The organism is Flavobacterium aquatile LMG 4008 = ATCC 11947 (assembly GCF_000757385.1).
GTDB lineage: Bacteria > Bacteroidota > Bacteroidia > Flavobacteriales > Flavobacteriaceae > Flavobacterium > Flavobacterium aquatile.
The window spans coordinates 282,581-308,412 of sequence record NZ_JRHH01000001.1 but is presented as its reverse complement, the minus strand read 5'-3'; the positions used below and the strand labels follow the sequence as shown (position 1 = coordinate 308,412).

General features: G+C 32.2%; 26 protein-coding genes. 10 read left to right on the top strand and 16 right to left on the bottom strand.

From position 1 onward, the window contains the following. Positions 1-46 precede the first annotated feature (46 nt). From LG45_RS01345 to LG45_RS01310, 8 genes are all read right to left on the bottom strand, one after another. Positions 47-2,827, bottom strand: coding sequence for an outer membrane beta-barrel protein (locus LG45_RS01345; protein ID WP_035123673.1), 2,781 nt, complete (start codon positions 2,825-2,827; stop codon positions 47-49). A gap of 158 nt (positions 2,828-2,985) precedes the next feature. Next, a complete protein-coding gene (locus tag LG45_RS01340; RefSeq protein ID WP_035123672.1) occupies positions 2,986-4,641 on the bottom strand; it encodes a tetratricopeptide repeat protein in 1,656 nt (551 codons plus the stop codon). A 6-nt stretch (positions 4,642-4,647) separates the two neighbouring features. Then, entirely contained in the window at positions 4,648-5,568 is a 921-nt protein-coding gene (locus tag LG45_RS01335; RefSeq protein ID WP_240471793.1) for a PstS family phosphate ABC transporter substrate-binding protein, read from the bottom strand. After that, positions 5,555-5,794 (bottom strand): hypothetical protein, encoded by a 240-nt coding sequence (locus LG45_RS01330; RefSeq protein ID WP_035123668.1) that lies wholly within the window; start codon positions 5,792-5,794, stop codon positions 5,555-5,557. The genes LG45_RS01335 and LG45_RS01330 overlap by 14 nt, the downstream gene beginning before the upstream one ends. Positions 5,795-5,796: 2 nt before the next feature. Continuing rightward, positions 5,797-6,597: an energy transducer TonB gene (locus tag LG45_RS01325; RefSeq protein WP_035123667.1), complete on the bottom strand. Its 801-nt coding sequence runs from the start codon at positions 6,595-6,597 to the stop codon at positions 5,797-5,799. Positions 6,598-6,621: 24 nt separating this feature from the next. After that, positions 6,622-7,209, bottom strand: coding sequence for an ExbD/TolR family protein (locus LG45_RS01320; RefSeq protein WP_035123665.1), 588 nt, complete (start codon positions 7,207-7,209; stop codon positions 6,622-6,624). Positions 7,210-7,228: 19 nt separating this feature from the next. Continuing rightward, a complete protein-coding gene (locus tag LG45_RS01315; protein ID WP_035123663.1) occupies positions 7,229-7,858 on the bottom strand; it encodes an ExbD/TolR family protein in 630 nt (209 codons plus the stop codon). 57 nt (positions 7,859-7,915) lie between these two features. Next, positions 7,916-8,734 carry a MotA/TolQ/ExbB proton channel family protein gene (locus tag LG45_RS01310; RefSeq protein WP_035123661.1) on the bottom strand — a complete coding sequence of 273 codons (819 nt, stop codon included), beginning with the start codon at positions 8,732-8,734 and terminating at the stop codon, positions 7,916-7,918. Positions 8,735-9,126: 392 nt separating this feature from the next. Here LG45_RS01310 and LG45_RS01305 point away from each other — a divergent pair, with 392 nt between their 5' ends. The 7 genes from LG45_RS01305 (at position 9,127) to LG45_RS01280 (ending at position 13,508) form a co-directional block, all read left to right on the top strand. Further along, positions 9,127-10,635 (top strand): helicase HerA-like domain-containing protein, encoded by a 1,509-nt coding sequence (locus tag LG45_RS01305; protein WP_035123659.1) that lies wholly within the window; start codon positions 9,127-9,129, stop codon positions 10,633-10,635. Positions 10,636-10,692: 57 nt separating this feature from the next. Beyond that, positions 10,693-11,061 (top strand): DMT family protein, encoded by a 369-nt coding sequence (locus LG45_RS01300; protein ID WP_035123657.1) that lies wholly within the window; start codon positions 10,693-10,695, stop codon positions 11,059-11,061. A 42-nt stretch (positions 11,062-11,103) separates the two neighbouring features. Then, positions 11,104-11,409: a GIY-YIG nuclease family protein gene (locus LG45_RS01295; RefSeq protein ID WP_035123655.1), complete on the top strand. Its 306-nt coding sequence runs from the start codon at positions 11,104-11,106 to the stop codon at positions 11,407-11,409. A gap of 168 nt (positions 11,410-11,577) precedes the next feature. Next, entirely contained in the window at positions 11,578-12,516 is a 939-nt protein-coding gene (locus tag LG45_RS01290; protein ID WP_035123653.1) for an IS1595 family transposase, read from the top strand. Next, a complete protein-coding gene (locus LG45_RS01285; RefSeq protein WP_035123651.1) occupies positions 12,504-12,779 on the top strand; it encodes a hypothetical protein in 276 nt (91 codons plus the stop codon). Before LG45_RS01290 ends, LG45_RS01285 begins: the two co-directional genes overlap by 13 nt. Before the next feature lie 331 nt (positions 12,780-13,110). After that, positions 13,111-13,260, top strand: coding sequence for a hypothetical protein (locus LG45_RS16420; protein ID WP_165570783.1), 150 nt, complete (start codon positions 13,111-13,113; stop codon positions 13,258-13,260). Positions 13,261-13,262: 2 nt separating this feature from the next. After that, a complete protein-coding gene (locus LG45_RS01280) occupies positions 13,263-13,508 on the top strand; it encodes a hypothetical protein (RefSeq protein WP_035123649.1) in 246 nt (81 codons plus the stop codon). A gap of 260 nt (positions 13,509-13,768) precedes the next feature. On the opposite strand, the gene LG45_RS01275 is transcribed toward LG45_RS01280, so the two are convergent. Next, positions 13,769-14,386, bottom strand: coding sequence for a hypothetical protein (locus LG45_RS01275; protein ID WP_035123647.1), 618 nt, complete (start codon positions 14,384-14,386; stop codon positions 13,769-13,771). Position 14,387: 1 nt separating this feature from the next. Continuing rightward, positions 14,388-14,918 (bottom strand): hypothetical protein, encoded by a 531-nt coding sequence (locus tag LG45_RS01270; protein ID WP_035123645.1) that lies wholly within the window; start codon positions 14,916-14,918, stop codon positions 14,388-14,390. A 304-nt stretch (positions 14,919-15,222) separates the two neighbouring features. Here LG45_RS01270 and LG45_RS01265 point away from each other — a divergent pair, with 304 nt between their 5' ends. Continuing rightward, entirely contained in the window at positions 15,223-15,621 is a 399-nt protein-coding gene (locus LG45_RS01265; RefSeq protein ID WP_035123643.1) for a cupin domain-containing protein, read from the top strand. A gap of 10 nt (positions 15,622-15,631) precedes the next feature. Here the strand turns inward: LG45_RS01265 and LG45_RS01260 are convergent, their stop codons facing one another. From LG45_RS01260 to LG45_RS01250, 3 genes are all read right to left on the bottom strand, one after another. Further along, on the bottom strand, positions 15,632-16,981 hold the full coding sequence (locus LG45_RS01260; protein WP_035123641.1) for an FAD-dependent oxidoreductase: 1,350 nt from the start codon (positions 16,979-16,981) through the stop codon (positions 15,632-15,634). A 75-nt stretch (positions 16,982-17,056) separates the two neighbouring features. Beyond that, positions 17,057-19,444, bottom strand: a complete 2,388-nt coding sequence (locus LG45_RS01255) for a penicillin acylase family protein (protein WP_035123639.1) — start codon at positions 19,442-19,444, stop codon at positions 17,057-17,059. 118 nt (positions 19,445-19,562) lie between these two features. After that, positions 19,563-19,967, bottom strand: coding sequence for a glycine zipper family protein (locus LG45_RS01250; RefSeq protein ID WP_035123637.1), 405 nt, complete (start codon positions 19,965-19,967; stop codon positions 19,563-19,565). Between the two features lie 430 nt (positions 19,968-20,397). On the opposite strand from LG45_RS01250, the gene LG45_RS01245 reads away from it, so the two are divergent. Next, the gene (locus LG45_RS01245) at positions 20,398-20,772 is read left to right on the top strand and encodes a helix-turn-helix domain-containing protein (protein ID WP_035123635.1); all 375 of its coding nucleotides are present in this window, start codon (positions 20,398-20,400) and stop codon (positions 20,770-20,772) included. An 82-nt stretch (positions 20,773-20,854) separates the two neighbouring features. Here the strand turns inward: LG45_RS01245 and LG45_RS01240 are convergent, their stop codons facing one another. Together LG45_RS01240 and LG45_RS01235 are read right to left on the bottom strand one after the other, a co-directional pair. Then, complete coding sequence (locus LG45_RS01240) at positions 20,855-21,106, bottom strand: hypothetical protein (protein WP_035123632.1); 252 nt, start codon at positions 21,104-21,106, stop codon at positions 20,855-20,857. Positions 21,107-21,176: 70 nt separating this feature from the next. Beyond that, positions 21,177-22,262 carry an agmatinase family protein gene (locus LG45_RS01235; protein ID WP_035123630.1) on the bottom strand — a complete coding sequence of 362 codons (1,086 nt, stop codon included), beginning with the start codon at positions 22,260-22,262 and terminating at the stop codon, positions 21,177-21,179. Between the two features lie 160 nt (positions 22,263-22,422). Between LG45_RS01235 and LG45_RS01230 the strand changes: the two genes are divergently transcribed. Beyond that, entirely contained in the window at positions 22,423-24,234 is a 1,812-nt protein-coding gene (locus LG45_RS01230) for a hypothetical protein (protein ID WP_035123620.1), read from the top strand. Between the two features lie 109 nt (positions 24,235-24,343). Here the strand turns inward: LG45_RS01230 and kynU are convergent, their stop codons facing one another. Then, positions 24,344-25,618, bottom strand: a complete 1,275-nt coding sequence (gene kynU, locus LG45_RS01225; RefSeq protein WP_035123618.1) for a kynureninase — start codon at positions 25,616-25,618, stop codon at positions 24,344-24,346. Between the last annotated feature and the right edge of the window lie 214 nt (positions 25,619-25,832).

Sequence of the window (25,832 nt, the reverse complement as noted above, 5' to 3'; positions counted from 1 at the left end):
ATTAAATAAAAAAACGCCTTTCAAATCTGAAAGGCGTTTTTGCTTTTTACCACATAAATCGATTGCTTGGTTTCTTTTCTTTAGCACCAAACTTTTCTAATTTGTACGTTAAAGAAAACATTACATAACGCTTAAGAACAATGTTTTCTTCATCTCTAATAGAAGTAGCAGTAATTGTTCTAGTAGAACTTAAATTCTGATTTAAAACATCATATACTTTTACTTTAGCCATTAATTTCTTTTCGAAAAAACTATACGACAAACTGGTATTCCATAAATAGAAATCTTTTTTAAATCCTTCGGCAATATTAGAATTGTAGGTATATCCAAAATCATTTCCGAAAATCCAATTTTTTGGCCAATAATTGGTTACTTGAACATTTACTTTGTGAGTAAAATTAGAAGCCGAATTTACTACGTAATTGGTGAAATCTGTTTTATTAAAGGTGTAACTATACGTTGGATTTATTGTAAACAATTCACCATACTCATAAGTGAAATTTGCTCTTGGAGAAATTGATAATGTTTTTGACGAAAACATTTCACCATCAGTAAAACCTTTGGATTCGTTTCCGTTATTATTAAGTCTCAATCCGTATTTAAAGGTATGCAAATCTTTCTTAATCGTTTTATTCATGTAAAATCCGAACCAATAATTACTTGTTCCTGAAACATTTTCGTAGGTTGTAGTTCTTTTTCTATCGGCATCAAATGTAGTTGATGAAACGACTTGACTTGTGTAGAAATTTCCTCCAGAGTAAAATCCGTAACCCGAACGAGTTGCATAATCGTAGTTACTAAAATTCAAATAAAGACTGTGGTATTTATTTAAATCTAAATTTTGATTACCAACAATCGTATTTAAAGGGTTAGATAAATCTTCGATAGGTAAAATTTGTGTTGCAGACGGCATATCATAATCATAATTATAACTTAACCAAACACTTTGAGCTTTGGTAAAACGATAATTAAAGCTCGAACTAATGTAAGGCAAAAGATAATCTTTAGACAGATTAGTTTTAACATCAAGGTAATCCGAATTATTGTCAAATTTTATAATATTAGTTCCAAGGTCAAAACTCACTCTAAACTTACTTTTATTCCACTCAATACCAGAACGTGGCGTCACTGTTTTGGTAGAAGAAGAAGTTCTCATGGTTAGCAGATCATTTTCTAATGAATACTCATTTTCAATTCCATCAAAATCAAAAGTGTTTAATTTTCTAATTGTTTTATCCAATCTTACGTTTGTTCCAACTTTAACTTGAAGTGAATCGGTAATTGGTTCAGAATATTCAAAATCGGTATTGAAATTATCCGTTATATTATTGGTAATTCCAAGTTGATTTCTGCTATCATCTGGTTCTGTTCCTTGGTAGAAAATAGTATTCGATTGTATTTTATTTTCATCCGTGGATTTATTATTTTCGTTGAATGCAGAAATACTTAAAAAACGACCTTTCTTCTTAAATGATCTTGTAAAAGTAAGTCGGTTACTAAAATTATTTGAATCACTTTCGCTAGAATTATCAGAAGTACTTTCGTTTAATAATGCATCTACATTATCTCTGGAAATTTGAGATGAATTGCTTTTATAAGTTCCAGTTGCTTTAGAGAATTTTGGTTCGAAAACAATTGAAGTTAAGGAATCAATTTTATATTCTAATTCAAAATTTACATTATGTCCAAAACGTTCATCTAAAGTTTTAGAAGTAGAATTGGTAGAGAAATTTCCAGAAGGTAATAAATTGGTTTGATTTGTTCTGTTTACATTTTCAGAATTTGTATTTGAGAAAAAATAACTTCCAGAAGATTCTAAGTCTTTTGCCCATTGATCAGAATAATTAATTCCAACCATATTAGATCTTGTAATTCCAGAACCACCACCAAAACGTCTTCCGTTAATTCCAAAAGAACCATCACTATTCATCCAAACACTACTCGATCGTCCTCCGCCCATATTGTCAAATATTTCGTCCATAGAAAAACCTGTGGAATTAATATTGTTGGAAGAAGCTAGTACACTAATCTTGGTTTTATTTTTAAAATAATTGGCTAATCCAGAACTTTCATACCGTTTATCACTTCCGGCTCCAGCCATGACTTTTCCAAAGAACCCTTTGTTCTTTTTTTCGTCAATCGTTAAGTTAATACTCGCATTATTGGAAGTTGCAGCCTGACCTGTTTTCTCTTCTTTAGTAGTTTTTGTATCAGAAACTTGAACTTTATTTATAATATCTGATGGTAAATTTTGAAGCGCAATTTTTCCGTCTTTATCAAAAAATGGTTTTCCGTTTACAAGAATTTGATTTACTTCTTTTCCGTTTACTGTAATTTTTCCTTCGGCATCAATTTCAACTCCAGGCAATTGTTTAAGTAACGATTCTACATTAGCATCTGGACGAACTTTAAACGACGAAGCATTGAATTCTAAGGTGTCTTTCTTAATTCTAATTGGTGGTGCTTCACTTTTAATAACAACTTCATCTAGATTTTTGGCGGCTTCTTTAAGTGCGATTACATCAAAATCTTGATCGGCAGATACATCTTTTAAATTTACTTTAAAATCTTCATAAGAGATAAAAGATATTTTAAGGTAAACTGGTTTATCAATTTTCTTAATTTTAAAATTAAATTTACCGAATTTATCAGTAATGGTATAATCTACAACTGACGAATCTTTTACAGAAGAAATATAAACAGTAGCAGATTCGATAGGTAATTTGGTAGCCTCATCAATAACTTTTCCTTTAAGTGTGATTGTATTCTGACTAAATGAAAAAGTAAAAAATAAAAATGCAAGAACGGCGTAAATCGATTTTAACATAAAATTTTGGTTAGTTTTTTGATAATAACTGCGAAATAAGAACTTTAGTATTTAATGTTATAATTTCTTACAAAAATTTAACAATAATTTATTTAAAATTTAAGAAAATAAAAAAACCGACTCAGTTACGAGTCGGCTTCTATTTGAATATCAATAGATTATTTAAGCAATTTTAAAGAATCTAAAGCGTATGAATTTGTAGGATCTAATGCTAACGTTTTATTAAAAAACTCTTTAGCTTTTGCTTTATCAGTATTTGCGTAATGCGCGGCAATACTATTGTAAGATTCAGTAACTTTAGCTTTATTTTTAGTTACTTCTTCTTCACCTTTTGCTAATACAAAATCTAAATATTGTTGGTAAGTAGCTGCCATAACATCATCTTTTTCTAAAGAGCTATTAATTCTAGCTTTATAAAGATATGATTCTAAATAAGTTGGAGAAGCAACGATTACCGCATCCATTGCTAAATCTGCTTTTTGCAAGCTAGCCATATCTCTATCTTTTACCTCTTTACTTCTGTTTACAGTGTAAACTGCTAATCCGTAATAGATATTATCTTCAAGGAAGTTTTTAGAATTTGGATTAGAAATAGCAATTTCAAAAATTGCTGCAGAAACATCATACAATTTATCTGTGAAATATTTTTTACCAATTTCATTTAAAGCATTTGCTAAAGATGGCTCAGCATCTACAGCTTTTTTCACGTTTGCAATTCCAGAAGCTAATAATGTTGGATCTACTGTTTTCATATCGGCACCAACCGATTTTTTAACTGTAGCTAATCCTAGATAAAAATAATCTCCAGAAATAACTTTGTTCGAACCTTTATTGATAAATTCATTTAAAGCAGTAATTGCAGCATCTGGATTTCCATTTTCATAAGCTGAATACCCTAAATAACGTAAAATTCTTGGATTTACTTTATCTAATTTTTGCATTTCGTTAGCTTCTTTTTCTAAAGCTTTATAATCTCTAGCTAAGATTAAAAAGTCGGCATGACGCATACGAGAAGACAATGAGTAATCTGTCAATGACATGTATTTTTCATAAAATCCAAGTGCTTTTTGAATATTCTCTGTGTACGTTTTTGGCACATTGTTAGCCCATAAATAGTAAGTTTCAGCAAGTTCTCTGTAAACAGGACCATAATTTGCATTTAAACCAACTACTTCATCAAACGCTTTTACAGCTTCAGTATATGCTTTTGCACCTTTAAGTAATACACCCAATTGCATTTTAGCTCTAATTAAAGAACTATCTGCTTGGTAAGCACTTCTGTAAGCTGAATAGGCTTCATTTTGGTTCTTATCACCATAATAAGCATCTCCTAAAGCTAAGTTTACATAAGCATTAGTTGGATTTGCAGCTTTCGCTTTCGTCAAAACAGCAATAGCACTTTTATAATCTGGTTTGTCTGAGTTCATGTATGCTTTAGCAACATAAACATATTCTTCAACATCTTTTTTCTTAAGATCTTTTAAAACTTGATCGAATTTTGCCTTAGCAGAAATAACATCACCTTTGTTCAAGTCAAGTTGACCTAAACCAATGTTGTTTATTTTTCCGCCATCTGCTGTTAATCCTTTATCAAAAAAGATTTTAGCTGAATCTTCTACACTTTGGGTTAAATAAATATTTCCTAAAAGAAACGAAGCTTTACCTGTGTTCTTTGTTTGGACAATACTTTTTAACATCGATTTTGCCTTTTCATACTGTTCAGCATCAATTGCTTTTGTAGCTTGATCTAAATCTTGCGCTTGGCTCACGGCTGAAGCTAACAAAGCGATACTGAAAATTTTAAATTTGCTCATCTTATTTTACTTTTTATTTTCTATTTGATTTCTAATCTTAATATTTCTGCTTGGTTCACGAACTGGAGCAAGTCCAGATTGTAAAATTATTCGTTGTCCGATTTCACCGGCGATGAATGAAGCAAAGCCCATTCCTAAACCATCATAACCTTGACAATTGATAATATACAAAACACGTGCCAAAGGATAAGTTCGAGTAGCGATGTTGTCTTGAGATGGCGAAACATACACACCATCAACACCTTTAACACTTAGAACTTTTAGTTCATCGATGTATTTTTGCATTTCTGGTTTTGGTTGTGTTAACCAATTCATACCTACCACACCAATCAATCCGTTATTTTCTGAAACAAATTTAATTACCTCATTGTTTGTTTTTACAGAAAAAACTCCTTCGGATGGCAATGACTCAATTCCTGCAAGTTCACATAAATAACGAACCGAACTTGAATTCGGATTATCAAAAACCAATCCTTTAATATCATTTTTTGATCCTTTCAAAAAATCAATAATTTGTTTTAACTCAATTAAAGTATCGTTAGATTTATTGTTCTTTACAAAGGCAACTGCATCAATTGCAAACGATGTTACTTTAGGTTTAATTTTTTTATTTTTAAAAAAAGCTTTTTCGTCATTATTCAAATCTCTTGATAAAATAATAATATCAGCAACTCCTTTAGAAAAATCTATAACCGCTTCTTTTTCCGATTTAGGAAGTAGTTTAATTTCGGCATCATACTGACTTTGAAAAACAGAAACTTGATCTTCAACAATAGGCATTAAAGATTCATCAACTAAAATAGAAGTAGTTCCAGAAATTATTGAATCGGGATTTCCTTCCTTACTATCTTTTTTACCACATGATAAAACAATAGCTAAGATAATAACTGGGATCAATGCAATATATTTTACTTTATTCTTCATCATCGTTATTGATATTAAAAGCTCGATAAAATCTAAAAAATCCGTAAACCATCATTAATACACCTAAGGCAATTCGGTACATTGGTTGTAATCGTATTGGAAATTGTTCCCAAAGAATTATAATTACACCAAATGTTAAATAAATCAAAAAAAACAGAATTCCTATAAATAGAAGAAATCGCTCATGAAGCGATTTCTTCTGGAAATTATTTTTAAAATTTTCAAACATTATTATTCTTCTGGAGTTTCAACAGAGAATGTTTGAATGAAAGAACATCTTACTTTTTTACCATTTTGTTCAGCTGGTGTCCATCTTGGTCCTTTTTTAAGTACTCTTTCTGCTTCTTTACCTGTTCCAAAACCGATATCTCTTAAAACTTTAATATCTGTTAATGAACCATCTTTTTCTACAACGAAAGAAACGATAACTTTTCCTTTTAACCCTGGCTCATCTGGAGCTTGGAAGTTATTTTTAAGAAACGAATACCACTTTTGAATACCACCAGGAAATTCTGGTTTTACTTCAATACCTGCAGAGTTGTAAATGGTATTATCTTCGGTAACTTCTGCTTGTTTTGGTCCATCGCCTGGAGGAGTTAAAACAAGATCAGCATTAGGATCACCTTTGATATCCTCTTTACCAAGATTTTTATCTTTAATCTCTTCTACTTTTGGTGGTTCTTCTGTCACCTCATTTGTTTTAGCCACAACTGGCTTAACAAATTTTACCTGATCCACTTTTGGTGGTGGTGGTGGTGGTGGTGGAATATTTTCTTTTGGTTTTTCCTCTTTTGGCGGCAATTTAACAGTTACAATCTTGTCATTTAATGTTGTATCCTCATCACTAGAATCTGGAATTAACTCCATTAACATTGGCGTTGCAACTGCAAAAGCGAAAATAACTGCACCAATAATGAATGCACGAATATTAGTCGAAGTGTTTTTTTTACGCAAATCGTAAGCACCATAACTTTTATTACGTCCTTCAAAAACGATGTCTAGCCATTTATTTTCAAATAGGTCTATCTTCATTTTTTGTCTTTTTTTATATTAGTACTATTCTGCACTTTTATTAAGTTCTTCTGCCAATTTTTTCTCTGGATCAGTTAAATCATTAACTATTGCGTAAGTAGGTACTTTTGAAATTGCCATTTCATCTAAAATGTCAACTAAATTTTTGTAAGTTGCTTTTTTAGTTGGTTTGATGATTACAATCATACCATTACCTTCTTTGTAATCTGGTCTGGTTTTGCAGTATTCTGCTATTGAAGTTACTCTTGGCAACAACACTTTACGAATACCTTCTTTTCCGTAACCAATAGTCGCTGGACTACCACCTGGCTCAGGAGTTTCAAGTAAACCATGAAACCATTTAATTTGATTATTATCACCAAGAATTACCGTAACAGTTCTCTTTTGATCAACTTTGATATCAGTATTAACCTCAGTAGAATCATCTTTAGGAGGCATACCCAAATCCATAGATTTTGGTTTTGATAACGATGTGGTAAGCATGAAGAACGTAATCAATAAAAATGCCAAATCTACCATTGCAGTTAAATCTACTTTAGAGTTTTGCTTTTTACTTCTTACTTTTCCACCGCCTTTTTTACCGCCACCGTCGCCGGTATTTAATTCAGCCATTTTTTAAATTTTATTTGAATTAATAATCTTTACCTCTAGAACCAGTAACTAAGTTGAAGCTATTGATTTTTTGGTCTTGCAAAATATCCATAATCTTTTTGATTTGAGGATACTCTTGTTTAGCGTCACCTTTAATTGCGAAGTCTAGATCTTTATTTTTTCCTAGTTCGATATTAGCTTGACGTGCTGTATAAATCCAATCTTTTAATTGATTGTTTAAAGAATCCATTGGAACACCCGGTTGTACACCAGCTTTATTTCTATCGGCACTTTTCATAGCAATCACTTGCTTTAAACCTTCGATTGGCACACCAAATTCATCAATTAATTCAAACTGAGCAGCTTCGGCAGGTGTAAATGTCACACCATATTTAGCTCCCATTAACTCAAGTGTTTTTAAACGAACATCTCTGTCCTTCATTCCAAAAAACACTTTGTCTTTACCTTCACTTTTTCCAACTGTTAAAGTCACTAATCCTGTTTCAGGAAGTTTAACATCTACAGTTGAAGCTGGCGTATCTACTGGCAAAGGCTCTGGAGCTTTTGCGGTAGCAGTCAAAATGAAGAACGTAAGTAAAAGGAACGCTACGTCACACATTGCTGTCATGTCAATAGATGTTGCCTTTTTAGACATTTTTATTTTTGCCATCTGTTATTTGTTATTTAGTTTGACACTTATATAATAAACGTCAAAATAAAATTAATATTATTTTAAACCTCCTCTAACTTTTCTGTATGTATTAACGATAGCAGTTCCTGCTTCATCAATAGAATAAGTAAGAGTGTCAATTTTAGAAGTAAAGAAATTGTAAGTTACAATTGCTAAAGCAGATGTCGAGATACCTGTTGCAGTGTTGATAAGTGCTTCAGAGATACCATTTGCTAATGCAGCTTGATCTGGAGTTCCAGCAGTTGCTAATGCACCAAACGCTGTAATCATCCCCATTACCGTTCCTAATAAACCTGCAAGAGTACCTAAAGATACTAATGTAGAAAGAATAGTCATGTGTTTTTCTAACATTGGCATTTCTAAAGAAGTAGCTTCTTCGATTTCTTTGTGAATCATTTCTGCAGCTTCTTCGCTATTGAATCCTTCTTTTTTAACGTCTTGGTATTTTACTAAAGCCGCTTTGATAGCATTTGCTACAGAACCTTGTTGTTTGTCACAATCGTTGATTGCTTCTTCCATGTTTCCAGCTGCAATGTTAGCTTGTACTTTTTTCATAAAAGTATCTAAGTTACCTTTTCCTGAAGCTTTAGATATAACAAAATATCTTTCAATTGAAAAAACGATTACCATTAACAATAATCCCATTAAGACCGGTACAATTTTACCACCTTTGTATACCATTGCTAAATAATTTCCTGGTAGTGGATGACCTGTATTAACTCCACCTTCGAAGTTAGCACCATTACCCATTACGAATTGCCAAATTAACCATCCAACAAAAATACATGCTACGATGATAATTCCAGAAATCATTCCTCCTCCGTTTGAACCGTTGTCTTTTTTAACGTTTGCCATTTTTTAAAATTTTAAGTTTTTAATAATTTATAAGTTCTTAGTTGTATATAAACTTGAATAGGAGCAAATTTAAATTTTTAGTTTAAATAAAAAAACTTTTTTTGTTATTTATAACATTCTCTTAAAACAAAGAAATTCATAAAATTAATTTTAGCAAAACAATTCTTTTGATGCTAAAAATTTAAAAGTTCTAGAAATTAATCATTTAAATCAACTACCATACGGAAACTATAACGCTTTTATTTTCTCAAATAGTATAAAAAAAAGTTCGAGATTGTTAAATTTACAAAAATATTAACTTTTACTATGTCAGAATTTGCAACTTTAGAATTTCAAAAAAATAGTATCTTGCACTGATTTTAGTCCAAATTCAACCATAAATATCGAGCAAAATGAGTAAAAAGGAAGATTTTATCCAACATATCAATACAGGTTACACTTCAAAAGGTGAAAGTTTAGTACTTGGAGCAGCAATTCTAGATGGTGAAACTGTAGGTGAAACCAAAGTAAAAATCCCGTTAAAGACTTTAAACCGTCACGGATTAATTGCTGGAGCAACAGGAACTGGAAAAACAAAAACCATTCAAGTTTTGTCTGAACAATTGTCTTCTTTTGGAATTCCGGTATTAATGATGGATATAAAAGGTGACTTTTCTGGAATTGCAAAACTCGGAATTGAACAAGGATTTATAACAGAACGTCACACTAAAATTGATATACCTTATACTATAGCATCATTTCCGGTTGAGTTGATGACACTATCTGCTCAAGATGGCGTTAGAATGAGAGCGACAATATCGGAATTTGGACCCGTTTTATTTTCACGAATATTAGATTTGAACGACACGCAAGCTGGAGTTGTATCGGTAATTTTCAAATATTGTGACGACAAAAAGATGCCTTTACTAGATTTAAAAGACATTAAGAAAGTCCTTAATTATATAACTGAAGAAGGAAAAGACGAAATATCACAAGAATATGGTAAAATTTCAACAGCTACCACAGGAACTATTTTGCGAAAAATAATCGAACTGGAACAACAAGGTGGTGATTTCTTTTTTGGCGAAAAATCATTTGAAATTGATGATTTATTACGAATTGACGAAAACGGAAAAGGTTATGTAAACATCTTACGTTTGACCGATATTCAAGATAAGCCAAAATTGTTTTCTACTTTTATGTTGAGTTTATTAGCAGAAATTTATCAGCAAATGCCAGAAAAAGGTGATGTTGATCAACCAGAATTGGTTTTATTTATTGATGAAGCTCATTTAATATTTGATGAAGCTAGCAAAGTTTTATTAGATCAAATTGAAACGATTATCAAATTAATTAGATCGAAAGGAATTGGCGTTTACTTTGTAACTCAAAATCCTATGGATATTCCTAAAGGTGTTTTGGCGCAATTGGGATTGAAAATTCAACATGCTTTAAGAGCTTTTACAGCAAATGATCGACAAGCAATCAAACAAACTGCTGACAATTACCCAACATCTGATTACTATCAAACGGATGAAGTATTGACATCGCTTGGAATTGGTGAAGCGTTTGTAACCGCATTGAACGAAAAAGGAATTCCAACACCATTAGCAGCAACAATGATGCGTGCGCCAATGAGTAGAATGGACGTTTTAGAAAGCAATGAAATTGACGAAATCAATGCCAAATCTAAATTGGTGAAAAAATATTCTGAGGAAATTGATCGAGAAAGCGCGTATGAAATTTTGAATAAAAAAATAGAAGATGCCAACTCTCAAGCCGAAGAAGTTGAAGTCGAAGAAAAGAAAAGCAACGAACCAAGTACAGCAGAAGTTATAGGAAAATCGGTTACAAAAGTGGTTACAAGTGCATCTTTTATTAGAGGTGTTTTCGGGATTTTGATGAAGATATTTAAGAAATAGTGATTAGTGATTAGTGATTAGTGATTAGTGATTAGTGATTAGTAAAAAAACTTCAGAATGAAAGGATTTATTACAATAGGATTACTGGTGCTTTCCAATGTTTTTATGACATTGGCTTGGTACGGACATTTAAAATTTAAAGAATTAAAATGGTTTGAAAATGCCGGATTGATTACCATAGTTTTAATAAGTTGGGGTTTGGCATTATTTGAATATTGCTTTCAAGTTCCAGCCAATAAAATAGGATACGATGGCAACGGCGGACCATTTACACTGTTACAATTAAAGGTAATTCAGGAAGTAATAACGCTGGTGATTTTTGTGATTTTCTCCATGTTATTTTTCAAAAATGAAACTTTAAAATGGAATCATTTGGTGGGAATGTGCTTTTTGGTTTTGGCTGTGTATTTTATTTTTAAACGATAAGTCATTGCGAGGCACGAAGCAATCTCATAATCTAAATCAAATATGAAACCAGGCTTTATTTACATTGTAACAAATAAATACAATAACACTCTATATATTGGAGTAACATCGAATTTAGCCAAAAGAATACTGGAACATATTGAGAAAAGATATGAAAATTCTTTTTCTGCTAGATACAATTTGAATAAGTTGGTTTATTATGAGCAATATCAAATGATTGGTGATGCAATAGCAAGAGAAAAACAATCAAAAGCTGGTTCACGTGCAACTAAATTGAATCTAATTAAAAATTTCAATCCTTTATGGAACGATTTATATGCAGATATTGAAGATATAATGACAATTTAATAAAATGTGGCAAAGTTGATTATAAGATTGCTTCGTGCCTCGCAATGACAAAAAAAAATGAAAAAATACTTGGTAAGTATATAGATAACTACGGTAACATTATTTATTAACAAAATTATACTATTAATTTCCAAATTTATAATTTTACTGTAGAATTTTAAATTAGACATGTTTCCAGAGCATATTACTTCACTTCGTACATTACTTGATACTTTTTCAACAGAACAATCTTGCATAGAATATCTTGAATTCCGTCGTTGGAATGGCAATGTAATTAGTCCTTTTGTGGAAAATGGAGAAGTTTGGAAATGTAAAAACGGAAAGTACATTTGTAAAACCACAAACAAATATTTTACGGTACGCACTGGAACAATATTCGAGAAAACTAAAATCTCTATTCGGGATTGGTTTATTGCTATATGGCACATGACTTCTTATAAAAAGGGAATTTCATCTGTTCAACTTGCAACGGAACTAGGCGTAACTCAATCAACTGCCTGGTATTTGGCTGCAAAAATTAGACGACTATATAATATCCCATCTGAAGAAAAACTAGATGGAATTGTAGAAAGTGATGAATCATTTTTTGGTGGCAAGAACAAAAATCGTCACAAAGATAAAAAAGTTCCGTTTTCTCAAGGTAGAAGTTTTAAAGACAAAACACCTGTTTTGGGATTACTACAACGTAATGGCGATTTGCGTGCCTTTGTGGTTCCAAATACACAAGCTAAAACGTTGCAGCCAATCATACGAAAGAATGTTGAAAAAGGAAGTGTTTTTATTTCTGACGAATGGCTTGGCTACAATCATTTGCATTCAGATTATGACCATCATGTTGTTGATCATGCTAAAAAGCAATATGTTGATTTTGACAATCCAGAAATACACAGCAATACAATAGAAGGATTTTGGTCAATAATGAAACGTAGTTACAACGGTATTTATAATTGGTGGTCCAGAAAGCACATGCAATTTTATGTAAACGAATTCGTTTACAGATATAATACACGAAAAATTAAAGCTTCTGTTAGATTTTCATTATTTTTGGACAATCTATTTACTCTCATAACTTACAAAAATATCAGAGATACAAAATGCAGTTTTTAGAAATAACATTAGACGTTCTTTTAGAAAACCCAAACATCAATCATGCTTTGATTGGTGAAGATTGGTATTTCAATCATTCTGATATTAACAAAGCATATGGCAACAATTTTAAATATCTTCCTGTAAAATTACTTTCAATTGAAATTGAAAATAAAAAAAAGTTGGTAAAGTATATTTCCTACTCCGAAATAAAAGAACACATTGAATTCTCAAAAACAAGAAAATCATTTCAAAGTAATATTGATAAAGCGCTTGGACTTTAATTTCAATCTAAAAAAGAATATGTTTTCTTTAACAATTTTTTCAAATGTCTCTATAAATAGGCGTTGTTTTTAAATTTTATGTATTATTTTCTTACAAAAATATAAATAAATTATTCTAAAAGATAATTTTTTTATAAATGTTATTAAATAGAGGAAATATAGTATGTACAATATATGGCACGTGCACAACAAAAAAAAAGAGTGAAAACAATGCTGTTTTAAATGGTTAAAAAGGTGTTAGAAGATGTAGTAAATTTGTAACATGGTATGTAATTTGTATATATTTGTTTCATAATTATTCAAAGGACTGTTTAATTTAAAAGATTGTAAAATGAAAATCGCAAAAATTGACATGAGTAAAGTAAAAAGCAAAAATGCTTTTGAAGATGTAAAATGGAAAAATGCTACTACAAGTGAAGCAGCAAAAGTATATGCAGCAATGGCAAGAATTTCAACTGCACGTAAAACTAAAGTAGCATAAGTATGCCATATGATTATACTCAAGAAGAGCTCTATGGAAGAGCTCTTTTTAATTTTACACATGGAAATCAAATAATAAATGTAGCCTTTGAGCCAATTGGAGAAAGAGAATATATGTTTATTATTTTTCCTGAAGATTCCGCAACTACCATTAATCCACACGATGCAGAATTTATAGATACACTTAATGAAATCTTATTTACGTTTGATAATGGAAATAAGTTTACGTATGAAATAGCTGCATTTTAAAATAAATAAATAAACCCACTCATTTGAGTGGGTTTTCTTTTTATTCTTCCTTATAAACAGATTCTCTAACTGTTGTTCCTGGATTTTTTTAGCATAATCTTCAGTCACAAGTCTACCTGTTTTTGCATCTCTATAAATATAATGAGAGAATACTTTCTTTTTTGCCATAATTAAATTGGTTTAAAGGTTAAAGACAAATGTAAAACTAAAAATTAGACCCAAAGCACGTATAATTACTTGTTTTTCAATTATTTGAAATTTCAATAATGATCCCAGAATTTAGCTTCTATAAACTTACCGTCTTGCTTACAATAGCATTTTATATTGTTATCTTCTGCTAGTTTTAAGGCATTCTCTATAAATCCAGATGGTGATACAAAATAAACTTCGGTGAATTTATATTCTTTATTTCCACTATTCTTGTATTCGTTTACCTGACTAATTGTTAGTTGTATTTGGCGTATGTCGGTTTTTGTTTTACGGTTCTTAGACTCAACCCAAGCATGTTCTTTGTTGAATAAAGTACTCAAAAATATTGTAAGAAGAGATAAAAAACTTGTACTTACACTCAAGTATAAAATAATTGTTTTTAAATCACTATCATCCATTACAATTCCAACAAAAATAAGTGATACGGCAATTATAATATAAAACCATGCAACTTTAGTGATTCTTCTGCCTCTATCATCTGATCGCTCTGCTATCACATCAACTTGAGTTCCTCTCATGTTATTTTTGGCTGACATTTGCGATCTTATTCGTGCAGAAGTCCATCCTAAATTAGTTTTTAAAAACTCACAAAATTCTTTTTCAAGCTTTAACCCTTTAGCAAACGCCGTTGTTTCAACTTCATTCACTTCTTCGATAACTTCAGACATTTTAATAGTCTTTACCTAAAACTAGTTTGTACTTATCTTTGGTTTGACTTGCGTTGTAAGCATCAATTTCATTTATAAGTTCTGGAGAATATTTAAACGAACCATACAAAGTTGTATAAATGCTGTTTTGAATTTTAAACAAATAATCTTGTGGAATTTCATTCTTATCGTACCAACCTGTGTAGCTTCGGTCTTTATTTATATATCGTATTTGACGATTCATTGTAAAAACTACTCTGTAAGGTCCAGATCCGATTATTTCGGTCGTAAAACCTTCTTTAAAAGTATCACCTTGATCATATCCTTCAATAATTCCTTTTTCAAAATCTTGTTTCTTTATTTCTTTATATTCTTGCTTCATCATAACATATACTGCATCCCAAATTTGTTGTTTCGAAACATTATAGGAAGCATTTAATACTGTGGAATTTTTAAAAGAATTGAGTTTGTAAATTAATTCTTGTTTTTCTTTCTTTTGAGCAAAAGAAGTGATCATTGAAATGAATGCGAAAAGTGTTAAGAGGTTTTTCATAAATGGGTTGAGTTTTGTTTCACTCAAACCCTAAGTGAAGTTTATAAATGACAAGCGTGGGTTTGCAACCATATCTGTTTCAAGGTTCTGACAAAACCCTACACCAAGATAAGTTACACCCACGCCATAGCATGAGCATAGTCTTATTATCTTGTGTGGTGTGAGTAAAATTGTCAGATTTTGAAACCACGATAATAGCTAACGCTAAATATTTTCAGAAACAAATATAGAAATCTATTTTAGATTGTAACTTAAAAAAAGAAATAAAAAAAAACCTCGAAATGAGGTTTTAATGTATTTTTGTATGAAAAATAAAATTACCGTAGTTATCTATATACTTACCAAATACTTAATACAAAAGACTCCGTTCGTAGTTCCGACTACTGATGGGAAATTGATTGAAGAGCATCATGGGAAAGTAGCAACGAATAATAACGAAATTTCAATTGCTCACATGATTGCGCCACCAAAATGGAGCGAACCGTTCCAAACTCCAGAATTTGAAGAATACACCTATATTATATCTGGAAAAAAACAATTCATTATTGAAGGAGAAACAATTGTTTTAGAAGCAGGTCAATCGATTAAAATTGAAGCCAATACAAGAGTTCAATATTCTAATCCCTTTGATGAATCTTGCGAATATATTGCTATTTGCAAACCAGCATTTGATTTTACAAAAGTACACAGAGAGGAAAATTAGATAGCAGATTTTAGATTGCAGATTTTAGATTTTCTAATATCAAGTTTTCTACTTCTTCACTGTTCCATTTTTCTTCAATATCCTGGATTTTTAGAACTTTTTCCATGATTTTATTTTGAAAATCTCCGATGGCCAATGCTTCTGAATAAGGTTGCAAACTAAAGGTTACACGACTGTATAGCGGCATCCATTTGTCAGGATGTTTATCTGAAAACCATTTTTCTATTTTTTTCTGTAAAAGGAATTTTTCATCAGCCGTTTTTGAACTCATTTCCATAAAATTTCGATACGATAGTTCGGCAATGGCATCCGTATTTGGTTTTCTGGAATTTTCATAATCGTTTAGCAAATTCGCCCAATCATCGCCATATTGTTCAATCATTTGATTTAAAACAGTAATGTCTTCAAATCCTGCATTCATTCCGTGACCATAAAATGGAACTATTGCATGGCAAGCATCACCAATAAGCGCTACTTTATTACTATATGTCCATGGAAAACATTTCATAGTAACCAAATAACTTGTTGGATTTTTAAAGAAATCTTCCACAAGATTCGGAATTACTTCTTTTGTATCTGGAAAATGTTTCGCGAAAAAAGTAACCAGTTGTTCTGTTGTTTTTAAATCTTCAAAAGAATTTTCGCCGTCATGTGGCATAAACAAGGTGCATGTAAAACTCCCATTTGGATTAGCTAACGCCATGAGCATGAAATTTCCTCGTGGCCAAATGTGTAAAGCATTTTTATTTAGTTTGTGCGTTCCGTCTGGATTGGCAGGAATATTTAATTCTTTGTAACCAATATTTAAAAATTCTTGCGAATAATTAAACATACTTTGGCGTTGCATTCTGTGTCTAATTCTTGAAAAAGCACCATCGGCACCAAATGTCAAATCGTAGTCTTTAGTTGTCCACTCGCCTCTTTCGGTTTCACCAATAGATATTGTTGCTGTAGTTAAATCGACATCCCAAACTTTTTGCTCAAAGAAAAATTCAACACCAGCTTGTTCGGCTAAATCGACCATTTTTTTATTCAACAAACCTCTCGATAACGAGTAAATTACTTCGCCATCTTTGCCATAAAATTGTTCGTTAACAGTACCAACTCCTGTATGAATTGCTCTTTTTTCAACAGGAATTCCAATACCCAAGACTTCGTCTTCTAAACCAACATCTTTCAGTGCTTTTATTCCTCTGTCAGACAATACAAGATTTATGGAACGGCCTGAAAAATTAATTTTTCTAATATCAGGACTTCTATCGTAAACGTGAACTGTGTGACCTAATTTTTTAAGATATATTGCCAATAAAGTTCCAACTAATCCAGAACCTACAACGGCTATTTTTTTGGGAGTTTGCATTTAAATAGTTTAAAGCGATTGTGCAAATTTACTGATTTTTATCCATTTTAATTCATCTGATTAAGGAAGAATTACTTATTTCTTCGGAACAAAAACTAACTTTGTTGATGTAGCTTCGATTTCCATTTTGTTCATTTTCATTTTTCTGAATTTGCCTTGAGCATACATTTCCGCTTGATCATTGTAATGCTTACTTGACGGTACTCCAGATTGCCCTGTTGGAAGAATACTCACACTATTTTCTACATCCGAGAAATCGATAATTCTTCGCGTTGATGGTCCAGCTTTTACTTCGTAAGCAGGATTGTCAGAAAAAGTAAAAGCCAAATTATTAATGACTTCGTTAGAACCTGCAATTTCCATTGGCCCAACATTAAAATAACTACGCAAAGCAGCAACTTTACTTAATGGATGCTGATGTTCTAAGGTATGCACTTTATTCCAAGTCCAAGAATTTACATCATTTCCTAGTTGTTTTTCGAGCGAAGCAATGGCTTCTTTGAAGGATTTATTTAAAATTTCTTTTCGAGTTTCTTTGCGGTTTTTAGTAGTAAAATCATCCCACCAAACCGACGATTCATTCGCAATTTGTGGTTCAATTATTTGTTTTAAAATATGAGTAGAAAGTAACGCAGCAAAATCATCTTCGCCCAATTCATCCTTAAAAGTATTCTTTAAATAGTGGTAGATAAATTTGTTGTAAATAGTTGGAGCAATATCTTTTTCATTAGTTGAACCAGACCATTTTCCTAAAATCTCATAACCTTTCTTTTCATTTGAAGTTGCTTTATTTGAATCAATTTGAGATAAAAAACTTGCCACAACAGTTGCAGAAGTTGACGAAGTATTATCGACAATCATTTTTTGAACATCGGTTGCAGTCCAATTATTTTTTGGAGCCAGCAAACCGTCAATTCTTTTGGCTCTGTCTTTGGGTAAATAATATCCAGGATACAAATATCCGTCAACTGCTTCAGGTTGATTATTGGAAGAATACACGTAATTCCATGACGGATTTACAGCCGAAGGATTTTTAGAATACGGAAGAAATTCTTTTTTATCATCGATTCCGTTGGCACCATTTAGAATAAAATTTGGATTGACTGATTTATCTAATTTATATAATTTCCCTGATGTTATCCATGCGATATTATCTTTAGCATCGCCATACATTACGTTCAATCCCGGTGCGTGAATGAGTTCAATTTTATTATAAAAATCAGTAACATCTTTAGCATGACAAAGTGAATAAACGGCATCAAGAATTTGGTTTTTCTCTTGCGTGTAAATCCACGACATGGCAATTGGGTTTTTGGTTTTTAAAGTCGTCAACAAATCATTCATAATTGGTCCGTGAACCGATTCTTTTATGTTTAAAGTTACCGATGTGCTGTCTTTTATTTTGATGATTTTCTTTCGAATAGTATAATTTTTAAAACCGTCAATTGTCTTGTATTGATTTTCATCATTCGGATTATTTTCTTCTTGAAACAAATCTAAATCGTCGTTTTCAAACATCGTCAATCCATAGGCATAATCGCGGTTATGACCCAAAAGCGGAAATGGTGTTCCGGCCAAATAGTAGCCATAAATTTCATAATCTGGTGTAACTATATGGGCTTCATACCAAGTGCATGGTTGTGAGAATCCAATGTGTGGATCGTTGGCAAAAATAACTTTTCCGTTTTTGGTTTTTTGTGCGCCAATTACCCAACTGTTACTTCCTATAAAAGGCGGAATTGGAGAATTGTCTAACAAACTTGCTACCGATTTGGAGATTTGAGCATAATCATTCGACTTGCCTTTGTAACTTTTTAATTGCGTTGTTCCCAAAGAACCATCAAGACCAAAATCTTTAAGATATTCTGCGCCAAATTTATCACGAATATCAGTCATTAAAGGATCGCTTTTTTGTGCCATTGCAAAACTGAACGACATGAATCCGAAGATATTATAAACATCTTTTAAAGTGTATTTTTCTTTTTTAACGCCAACCAATTCAAATTCTAAAGGTGTTTTTCCGTTTTCAATAAACTGATTGACACCATCGAGATAAGCAATTGCCAATTTATAAGCTTCAGAATTTTTATCTAATTGAGCAATGGCTTTTTCGGAATTCTCATCAATGCCAACTCCTGCAAAGAAAATATCATTCGGCAACGCTTTCGAACCAAATAATTCTGATAATCTTCCTGGAGCAATTCTACGCATGAGTTCCATTTGCCACAATCGGTCTTGCGCGTGAACGTAACCTAAAACCGTCATGGCATCTTTTTGCGAATCGGCATAAATGTGAGGCACACCAAAATCATCAAAATAAACAGTGGTATTCTTACTGATATTTTGCAAAGCCACTTCACCATCGTAAACAGGTTTCTTGTACTTTGTATATCCAAAAACTGAAATTGCAATAAGAATAATTAATGATAAAAGAAGTAGCAGAATTTTTTTTAATCGTTTCATTTGGGATTTAAATTGGTAATTCAAATCTACTTATTTATTATTTATGAAATAAAAAAAGTGCGTTTAAATTGCTGCTACAATTTAAACGCACACTAATAACTAACTTAAACTTTTATTTTTATTTCTTTTTACCGTCGATAATTGCACCAGTTCCTGCACCAACTCCAGCTCCGGCTAAACCACCAATAATGGCACCTTCACCTTTTTTCTTGCTGATAATTGCTCCAGTTACAGCACCAACTCCGGCGCCAATAACGGCTCCTTTTGCAGCACCACTCCAACCTTTTTTCTTGGCTGTAGTTGTCGTTGTTGTTCCAGCAGCAGTTTGATTAACTACTACTACTTCTTTTTGTTGTTCGATTTTGGCAGCTTCTACTTTCATTGAGTCGATGATTCTTTGCTTTTCGGCAACTACTTTCATTGAATCAATACTTGTTTGTTTTGCCTCTACTACGGCGTCACTATTTGTGTTTTTACAAGAAAAAATAACTAGTGACAATACTAATACATATAACGTTTTCATATCAAATTGTTTTTTGGGATTATTGATATGACAAAGTAACAAGATAAACTGAATGTACTAGTTATAGAATTTTTAGTAATTGTTACAGAATATTAATATTGAGAGATAATTTCAATTTTATCTGACAATAATTTCAATTTTCTCTAGAAAAGTTAAGTAAAATAAAAAGATGTTATGAAGCTAAGAAACTTATAAAATTCACTCAAAAACTACTGGAATAACTATATTTGTACCCGTTATAAGAGTTTTTGTATTTGTTATTACTAATTATTGTCATGTTATAACTACTTTTGTATCTGTTATTACTACTTTTACTCTCGCTATAACTACTTTTGTTGATGTTATAACTACTATATGTATTGTTATAATTATTTTATGATTAGCAATAAGTGATTTAAGTAAAAAAACATTTTTTATAAAATAAGAAACTATGATCAGAAAAAGACGACCTTCAATTACGATGAATCAAAGTAGTATTGTGCTAAATTTAGAGCCTATTATGGCTACTAGAAACATAAAAACAAAATACACTTACTTAAGAAAAAATGGCGTGAGTGGTAATGCAGCGCAAAGAATGTTGAATGGTACGCTAACGCAACTAACTTTTAGTCAGCTGACTTCTTTGTGCGTAGGACTAAATTGCACACCCAACGATATTTTGGCAACCCGAGATTTAGCGTTGCCAGACCATCATGCATTACAAAGTTTAAAGAAATTTGAACCCGAAAAAGTGGTTTCAATAACCAATTGGCTTGCCAATAAAACCATAGAAGAAATTGAGGCTATCATGAAGAATAATGAATAGAAGAATTTAAGTTTATAAAAAAACTGCAAGTTTTGGGCTTGCAGTTTAGTTGTATTGTGATAATGGGATGAGAATTTAAAGCTTACTTCAAATTTCGTTCTTTTAAAATAGCTTCTAATTCTTTGGTATCGGTTTTCGAATTATTTATCAATTTGTAAGCAAGAAACAAGGGAATTAAAGTTAGAAAACCATAACTGTTTTTTACAACACTATAAAATATAACTCCAAATAAAAAACCAATTAATACCGCATTAGTGATTTTAGTTGATTTCATCTTTTTGGCTTCTTGCAACAATTCTTGATCTGTTAATTCTGATAGGTTTTTTTCTTTCATTTGAGTTGGTTGTTTGTTTTTTTTTTTAAAATGTAGGCAACTTAGGATAAACTAAATTATGGGTTACATATTATCTAGGAAATTTGATTTTTGTTCCTGTTTGTAAACCGTTATTTTTGGCTAGAACACCACACATGTGAAACAACATTCGGGCACCAACGTTTCCATCCCAATCGTCGTTTTCGCCTGGAGCAACTTCTACTAAATCGAAACCAATGATTTCTTTACCGCTTTCGGCTAATTTATTGAACAAATAGGTAGCTTGCTCAAATGAAAATCCGCCTGGCACTGGTGTTCCTGTGTTTGGGCAATACCATGGATACATGCCGTCAATATCAAATGAAATACATACTTTTTGTGGCAACGAAGCAATAATGGCGTCACATTGCTCTGCCCAAGTTTTTCCTTCGAAAGTTTCTTTTTTCAAATCAGAATCGGTGTGTACTAAAACTCTTCCATTTTCTGCATTTACAACATCAACTTCTTGCTCGCAAAAATCACGAATACCTACTTGAACGATTTTGGAAATCTGAGAAATTTGCAACGCATTGTACATAATTGACGCATGCGAATAGGTAAACCCTTCGTAGGCAATACGCAAATCCATGTGGGCATCGAGGTGTAAAATTCCGAAATTATCGTGTTTTGTAGCTAATGCTTCATAATATCCAAGCGGTGTAGAATGATCGCCACCAAGAAGAACGACTTTTTTACCTTGGTTCATCCAATGCAAAACAGTTTCTTTTACTTGCGTGTGCAAGTCGCGACAAACAGTATTTATTGCATCTAAATCGGTTTTCAAGGCTGGAATTTGATTTACATCTTGACCATCTTCTAAAGCTTCGATAATAGGTTGCGCTAAGGCTTTGTATTTATCGGAATAGGTTTTCCATGTTTCTGGAATTTCGGCGTAGTACATCCCGAGTTTCCACAATTCTGGAAAATCTTGATGATTTAAATCTACTTGAAATGAAGCATCAAGAATAGCTTCTGGACCTTCTGATGCACCAGCACCATAACTCACGGTAACTTCCCATGGCACCGGAATTATAATTATTTCTGATTGTTCTGATGAAAATGGTAATCCGAAAATAGTTGCATCGGCTAATCCTGGTTGCGAAGGATCGAAAGTGTTTATGATTTCTTGTTTTGTCATGGTTGTAGATTCAAATTTGAAAAGCACAAAGTTAGTGTTTAATGTAATTTTTTGAAACTATTTTTTCTACAAATCAAATTCTTAATATGATAATTGTCATTTTTTTAGCGCTTCAAAACTAACATCTTTGGCGATTACAATTATTAATAAATATTTAGGTATGAAAAGAGAATCAGTACATACGTTTCATATTCCGGTGATGGGATTGGCTTACACCATTGATAGTCCGATTCGTGTGGCACATTACGGAATTTCGTCGGTTGTTTCGATTACAGATGATGAAGTAATCGAAAAAATGAGGGCTTTCTACAGCGAAAAATTTAGCATTCCCTATCAAGAAATTACTCAAAAATTCCACGATTATAGAGCTGAACGAATTACACATTATTTAAACTTAGTAGATACAATTGTAACCGAAAAGTTTGAAAATTTTAAAAACGAATTGGCAGAGAGCAAAACTTCTTTAGAAAATTATATTGCGCTGTTGCCTAATAAATCGGATTTAAAAAAAGGATTGCAACACTTTATTGACGAAGGAATTACGATTAAAGAAACCATTAAAAATTACTTGGAAGAACATTTATTTGCAGGTGAAATTGATGTCAATATTATGACGAAAGTCGATAAAGATAATTTTGATAAAAACAATCAATTGCCAGTGGAATTCAATGATGCGCATGCAGCACTTCGCGGATTTGCAAATAGTAATTTGACATCATCAGTAGTGCTTTCTGCAGGAATGAATCCTAGGTTGTACAGTTATTTTGAGAATTTTAAAGATTTTTTTCCAGATGCAAATTCGAATTTGAAGAAGAAAATTATTTTGAAAGTTAGTGATTTTCGTTCGGCGATGATTCAAGGGAATTTCTTGGCTAAAAAAGGACTTTGGGTTTCGGAATACCGAATTGAATCGGGATTGAATTGTGGAGGACATGCTTTTGCAACGGATGGTTTTTTACTCGGACCAATTTTGAAAGAATTCAAAGAAAAGAAAGACCAATTGATTCAATCGGCACATGATTTAATGGTGAAAGCTTTGAGTCAGAAAGAAATGCCAGTTCCAGAAAATCCATTGGAATTAAAAATTACAGCGCAAGGCGGCATTGGAACTGCCGAAGAACATGACTTTTTATTGGATTATTACAAAGTTGATTCTGTAGGTTGGGGTTCGCCTTTTTTATTGGTTCCCGAAGCGACTTCGGTCGATGCCGAAACTAGAACTTTATTGGCAAATGCAAAAGAAGAGGATTTTTATTTGAGCAATATTTCTCCACTTGGTGTTCCGTTTAATTCGGTTAAGGGAACTTCTAATGAATATTGGAAACAAAAACGAATTGACGAAAACAATGCCGGAAGTTCTTGTCCGAAACGACTTTTAGCTTTGAGTAAAGAACATGATGATAAAGGACTTTGTATGGCTTCAAAGAAATATCAGGATATAAAACTGGAAGAATTAGAAGTTAAAAAAGATGAAATTTCATCATCAGAATTTGATAAACTGAAAAATAAAATTACTGAAAAGGCCTGTCTTTGCGTTGGTTTGGTTAATGCTGCTTATTTAGAAAACGACATTAAAATAAAAGGACAACAACAAGGAATTGTAATTTGTCCTGGACCGAATTTGGCTTATTTTGATAGCGAAATTTCATTAGCCGATATGGTAAAACATATTTATGGAAATACCAATGTAATGACCGACGCCAACCGACCAAATGTATTTATAAAGGAATTAAAAATGTATGTTGACTATTTAAGAAACGAAATTTCAGATTATTCTACCGAGATTTCTACTGGTCAAATTAAGAAATGGAATTCGTTTAAAAATAATTTATTGGAAGGAATTGAATATTATAAATACCTTTTTTCTACAATAGATTTTTTTAAAAATGATAGTGTAAAAATTCAAAAACAATTGGAGGATTATCGATTGGGATTGATTGAAATTGAAATTCCGAGTTTGGTAATGGCGTAGTTTATTTGCCACAGATTAAACGGATTTTACAGATTTACACCCATTAAAAAAAGGAATCTCGTTATTGATGTAGCGAGATTCCTTTTTTCTAATTAAACCTGTTTGTTATTTAATGATTTAAAATTCCTTGTTTTAAAATCTGTCCAAAGTTGTACATATCTTCATACGACGTGTATAACGGAACTGGAGCAAGACGAATTACGTTAGGTTCGCGCCAATCAGTGATTACTCCATTTTTCATTAAGTAATCAAATAAACTGCGGCCTTCACCATGAAGAAAAACCGATAATTGACACGCTCTTTCTTCTTGTTTTGATGGCGTTATTATTTCGAAAGTACTGTTGACTTCTTTGTCTATTTCGTGCAGAATAAATTCTAGATACGATGTAATTTGGTTTCTTTTGGCGATTAGTTTCTCCATTCCTACTTCGGCAAACATTTCTACTGATGCTAAATATGGAGCTAAAGATAAAATTGGTAAATTAGAAACTTGCCAACCATCGGCACCATGAACTGGATCGAATGATGGTTCCATTTTGAAACGGCGTTCTTTATTGTGTCCCCACCAACCTGCAAATCGTGGCAAATCGGAATGATGGTGTTTTTCATGAACAAAGCAACCCGAAGCGTTTCCTGGTCCAGAATTCATGTACTTATACGAACACCATGCGGCGAAATCTACGTTCCAATCGTGGAGTTCTAATTTGATATTTCCAGCTGCGTGCGCTAAATCGAAACCTACTATTGCTCCTACTTTATGTCCGGCTTCGGTGATGGTTTTCATGTCGAAAACTTGACCTGTGTAGTAATTTACTCCGCCAAATAATACTAATGCTAGTTCGTCGCCAACTTCTTCAATTTTTGCTAAAATATCTTCTAGACGAATGTTGTGTTCGCCTTCTCGTCTTTTAATTTCTACAATGGCATCTTCTGGTTTATATCCATGGTGATTGACTTGCGATTGAAACATATATTGATCTGACGGAAATGCTTTTTCCTCACAGATAATTTTGTAACGCGTTGCCGTAGGACGGTAAAACGACACCATCAACAAGTGTAAATTGACTGTTAACGTGTTCATTACTGTAACCTCTGACGGTTTTGCACCGACGATTTTACTTAATGGTTCTGCAAAACGTTCGTGGTAATCCCACCAAGGTTTTTCTACATAGAAATGTCCTTCTACGGCGTGCGTTGCCCAATCGGACATTACTTCGTCTACGAATGTTTTTGCAGATTTTGGTTGTAAACCTAGTGAATTTCCTGTGAAGTAAATTACGTTTTTGCCGTTGTGTTGCGGAAAAATGAATTGGTTTCTGTAGTCTTTTAATTCGTCTTGTTGATCTAATTGCTGGGCGAATTGAAGTGTATTTTGGAATGTCATTGTGTGTTTTGTTTGTGGTGTAAATGTAGAGAAAAGTTTAAAAGTTTAAAAGTTTACCCTGAAATAAATTCAGGGCTTGTAAGTTTAAAAGTTAGTGCACTGGAAAAATGATTTTATGTAAGACGATAGCAAGCTAGCCCTGATGCTGGAATTGTTTGAGCTCTCCCGATTTTTCGGGAAGCGAGTTCCAGCAGCAGGAATAGGGTTTGTAGAA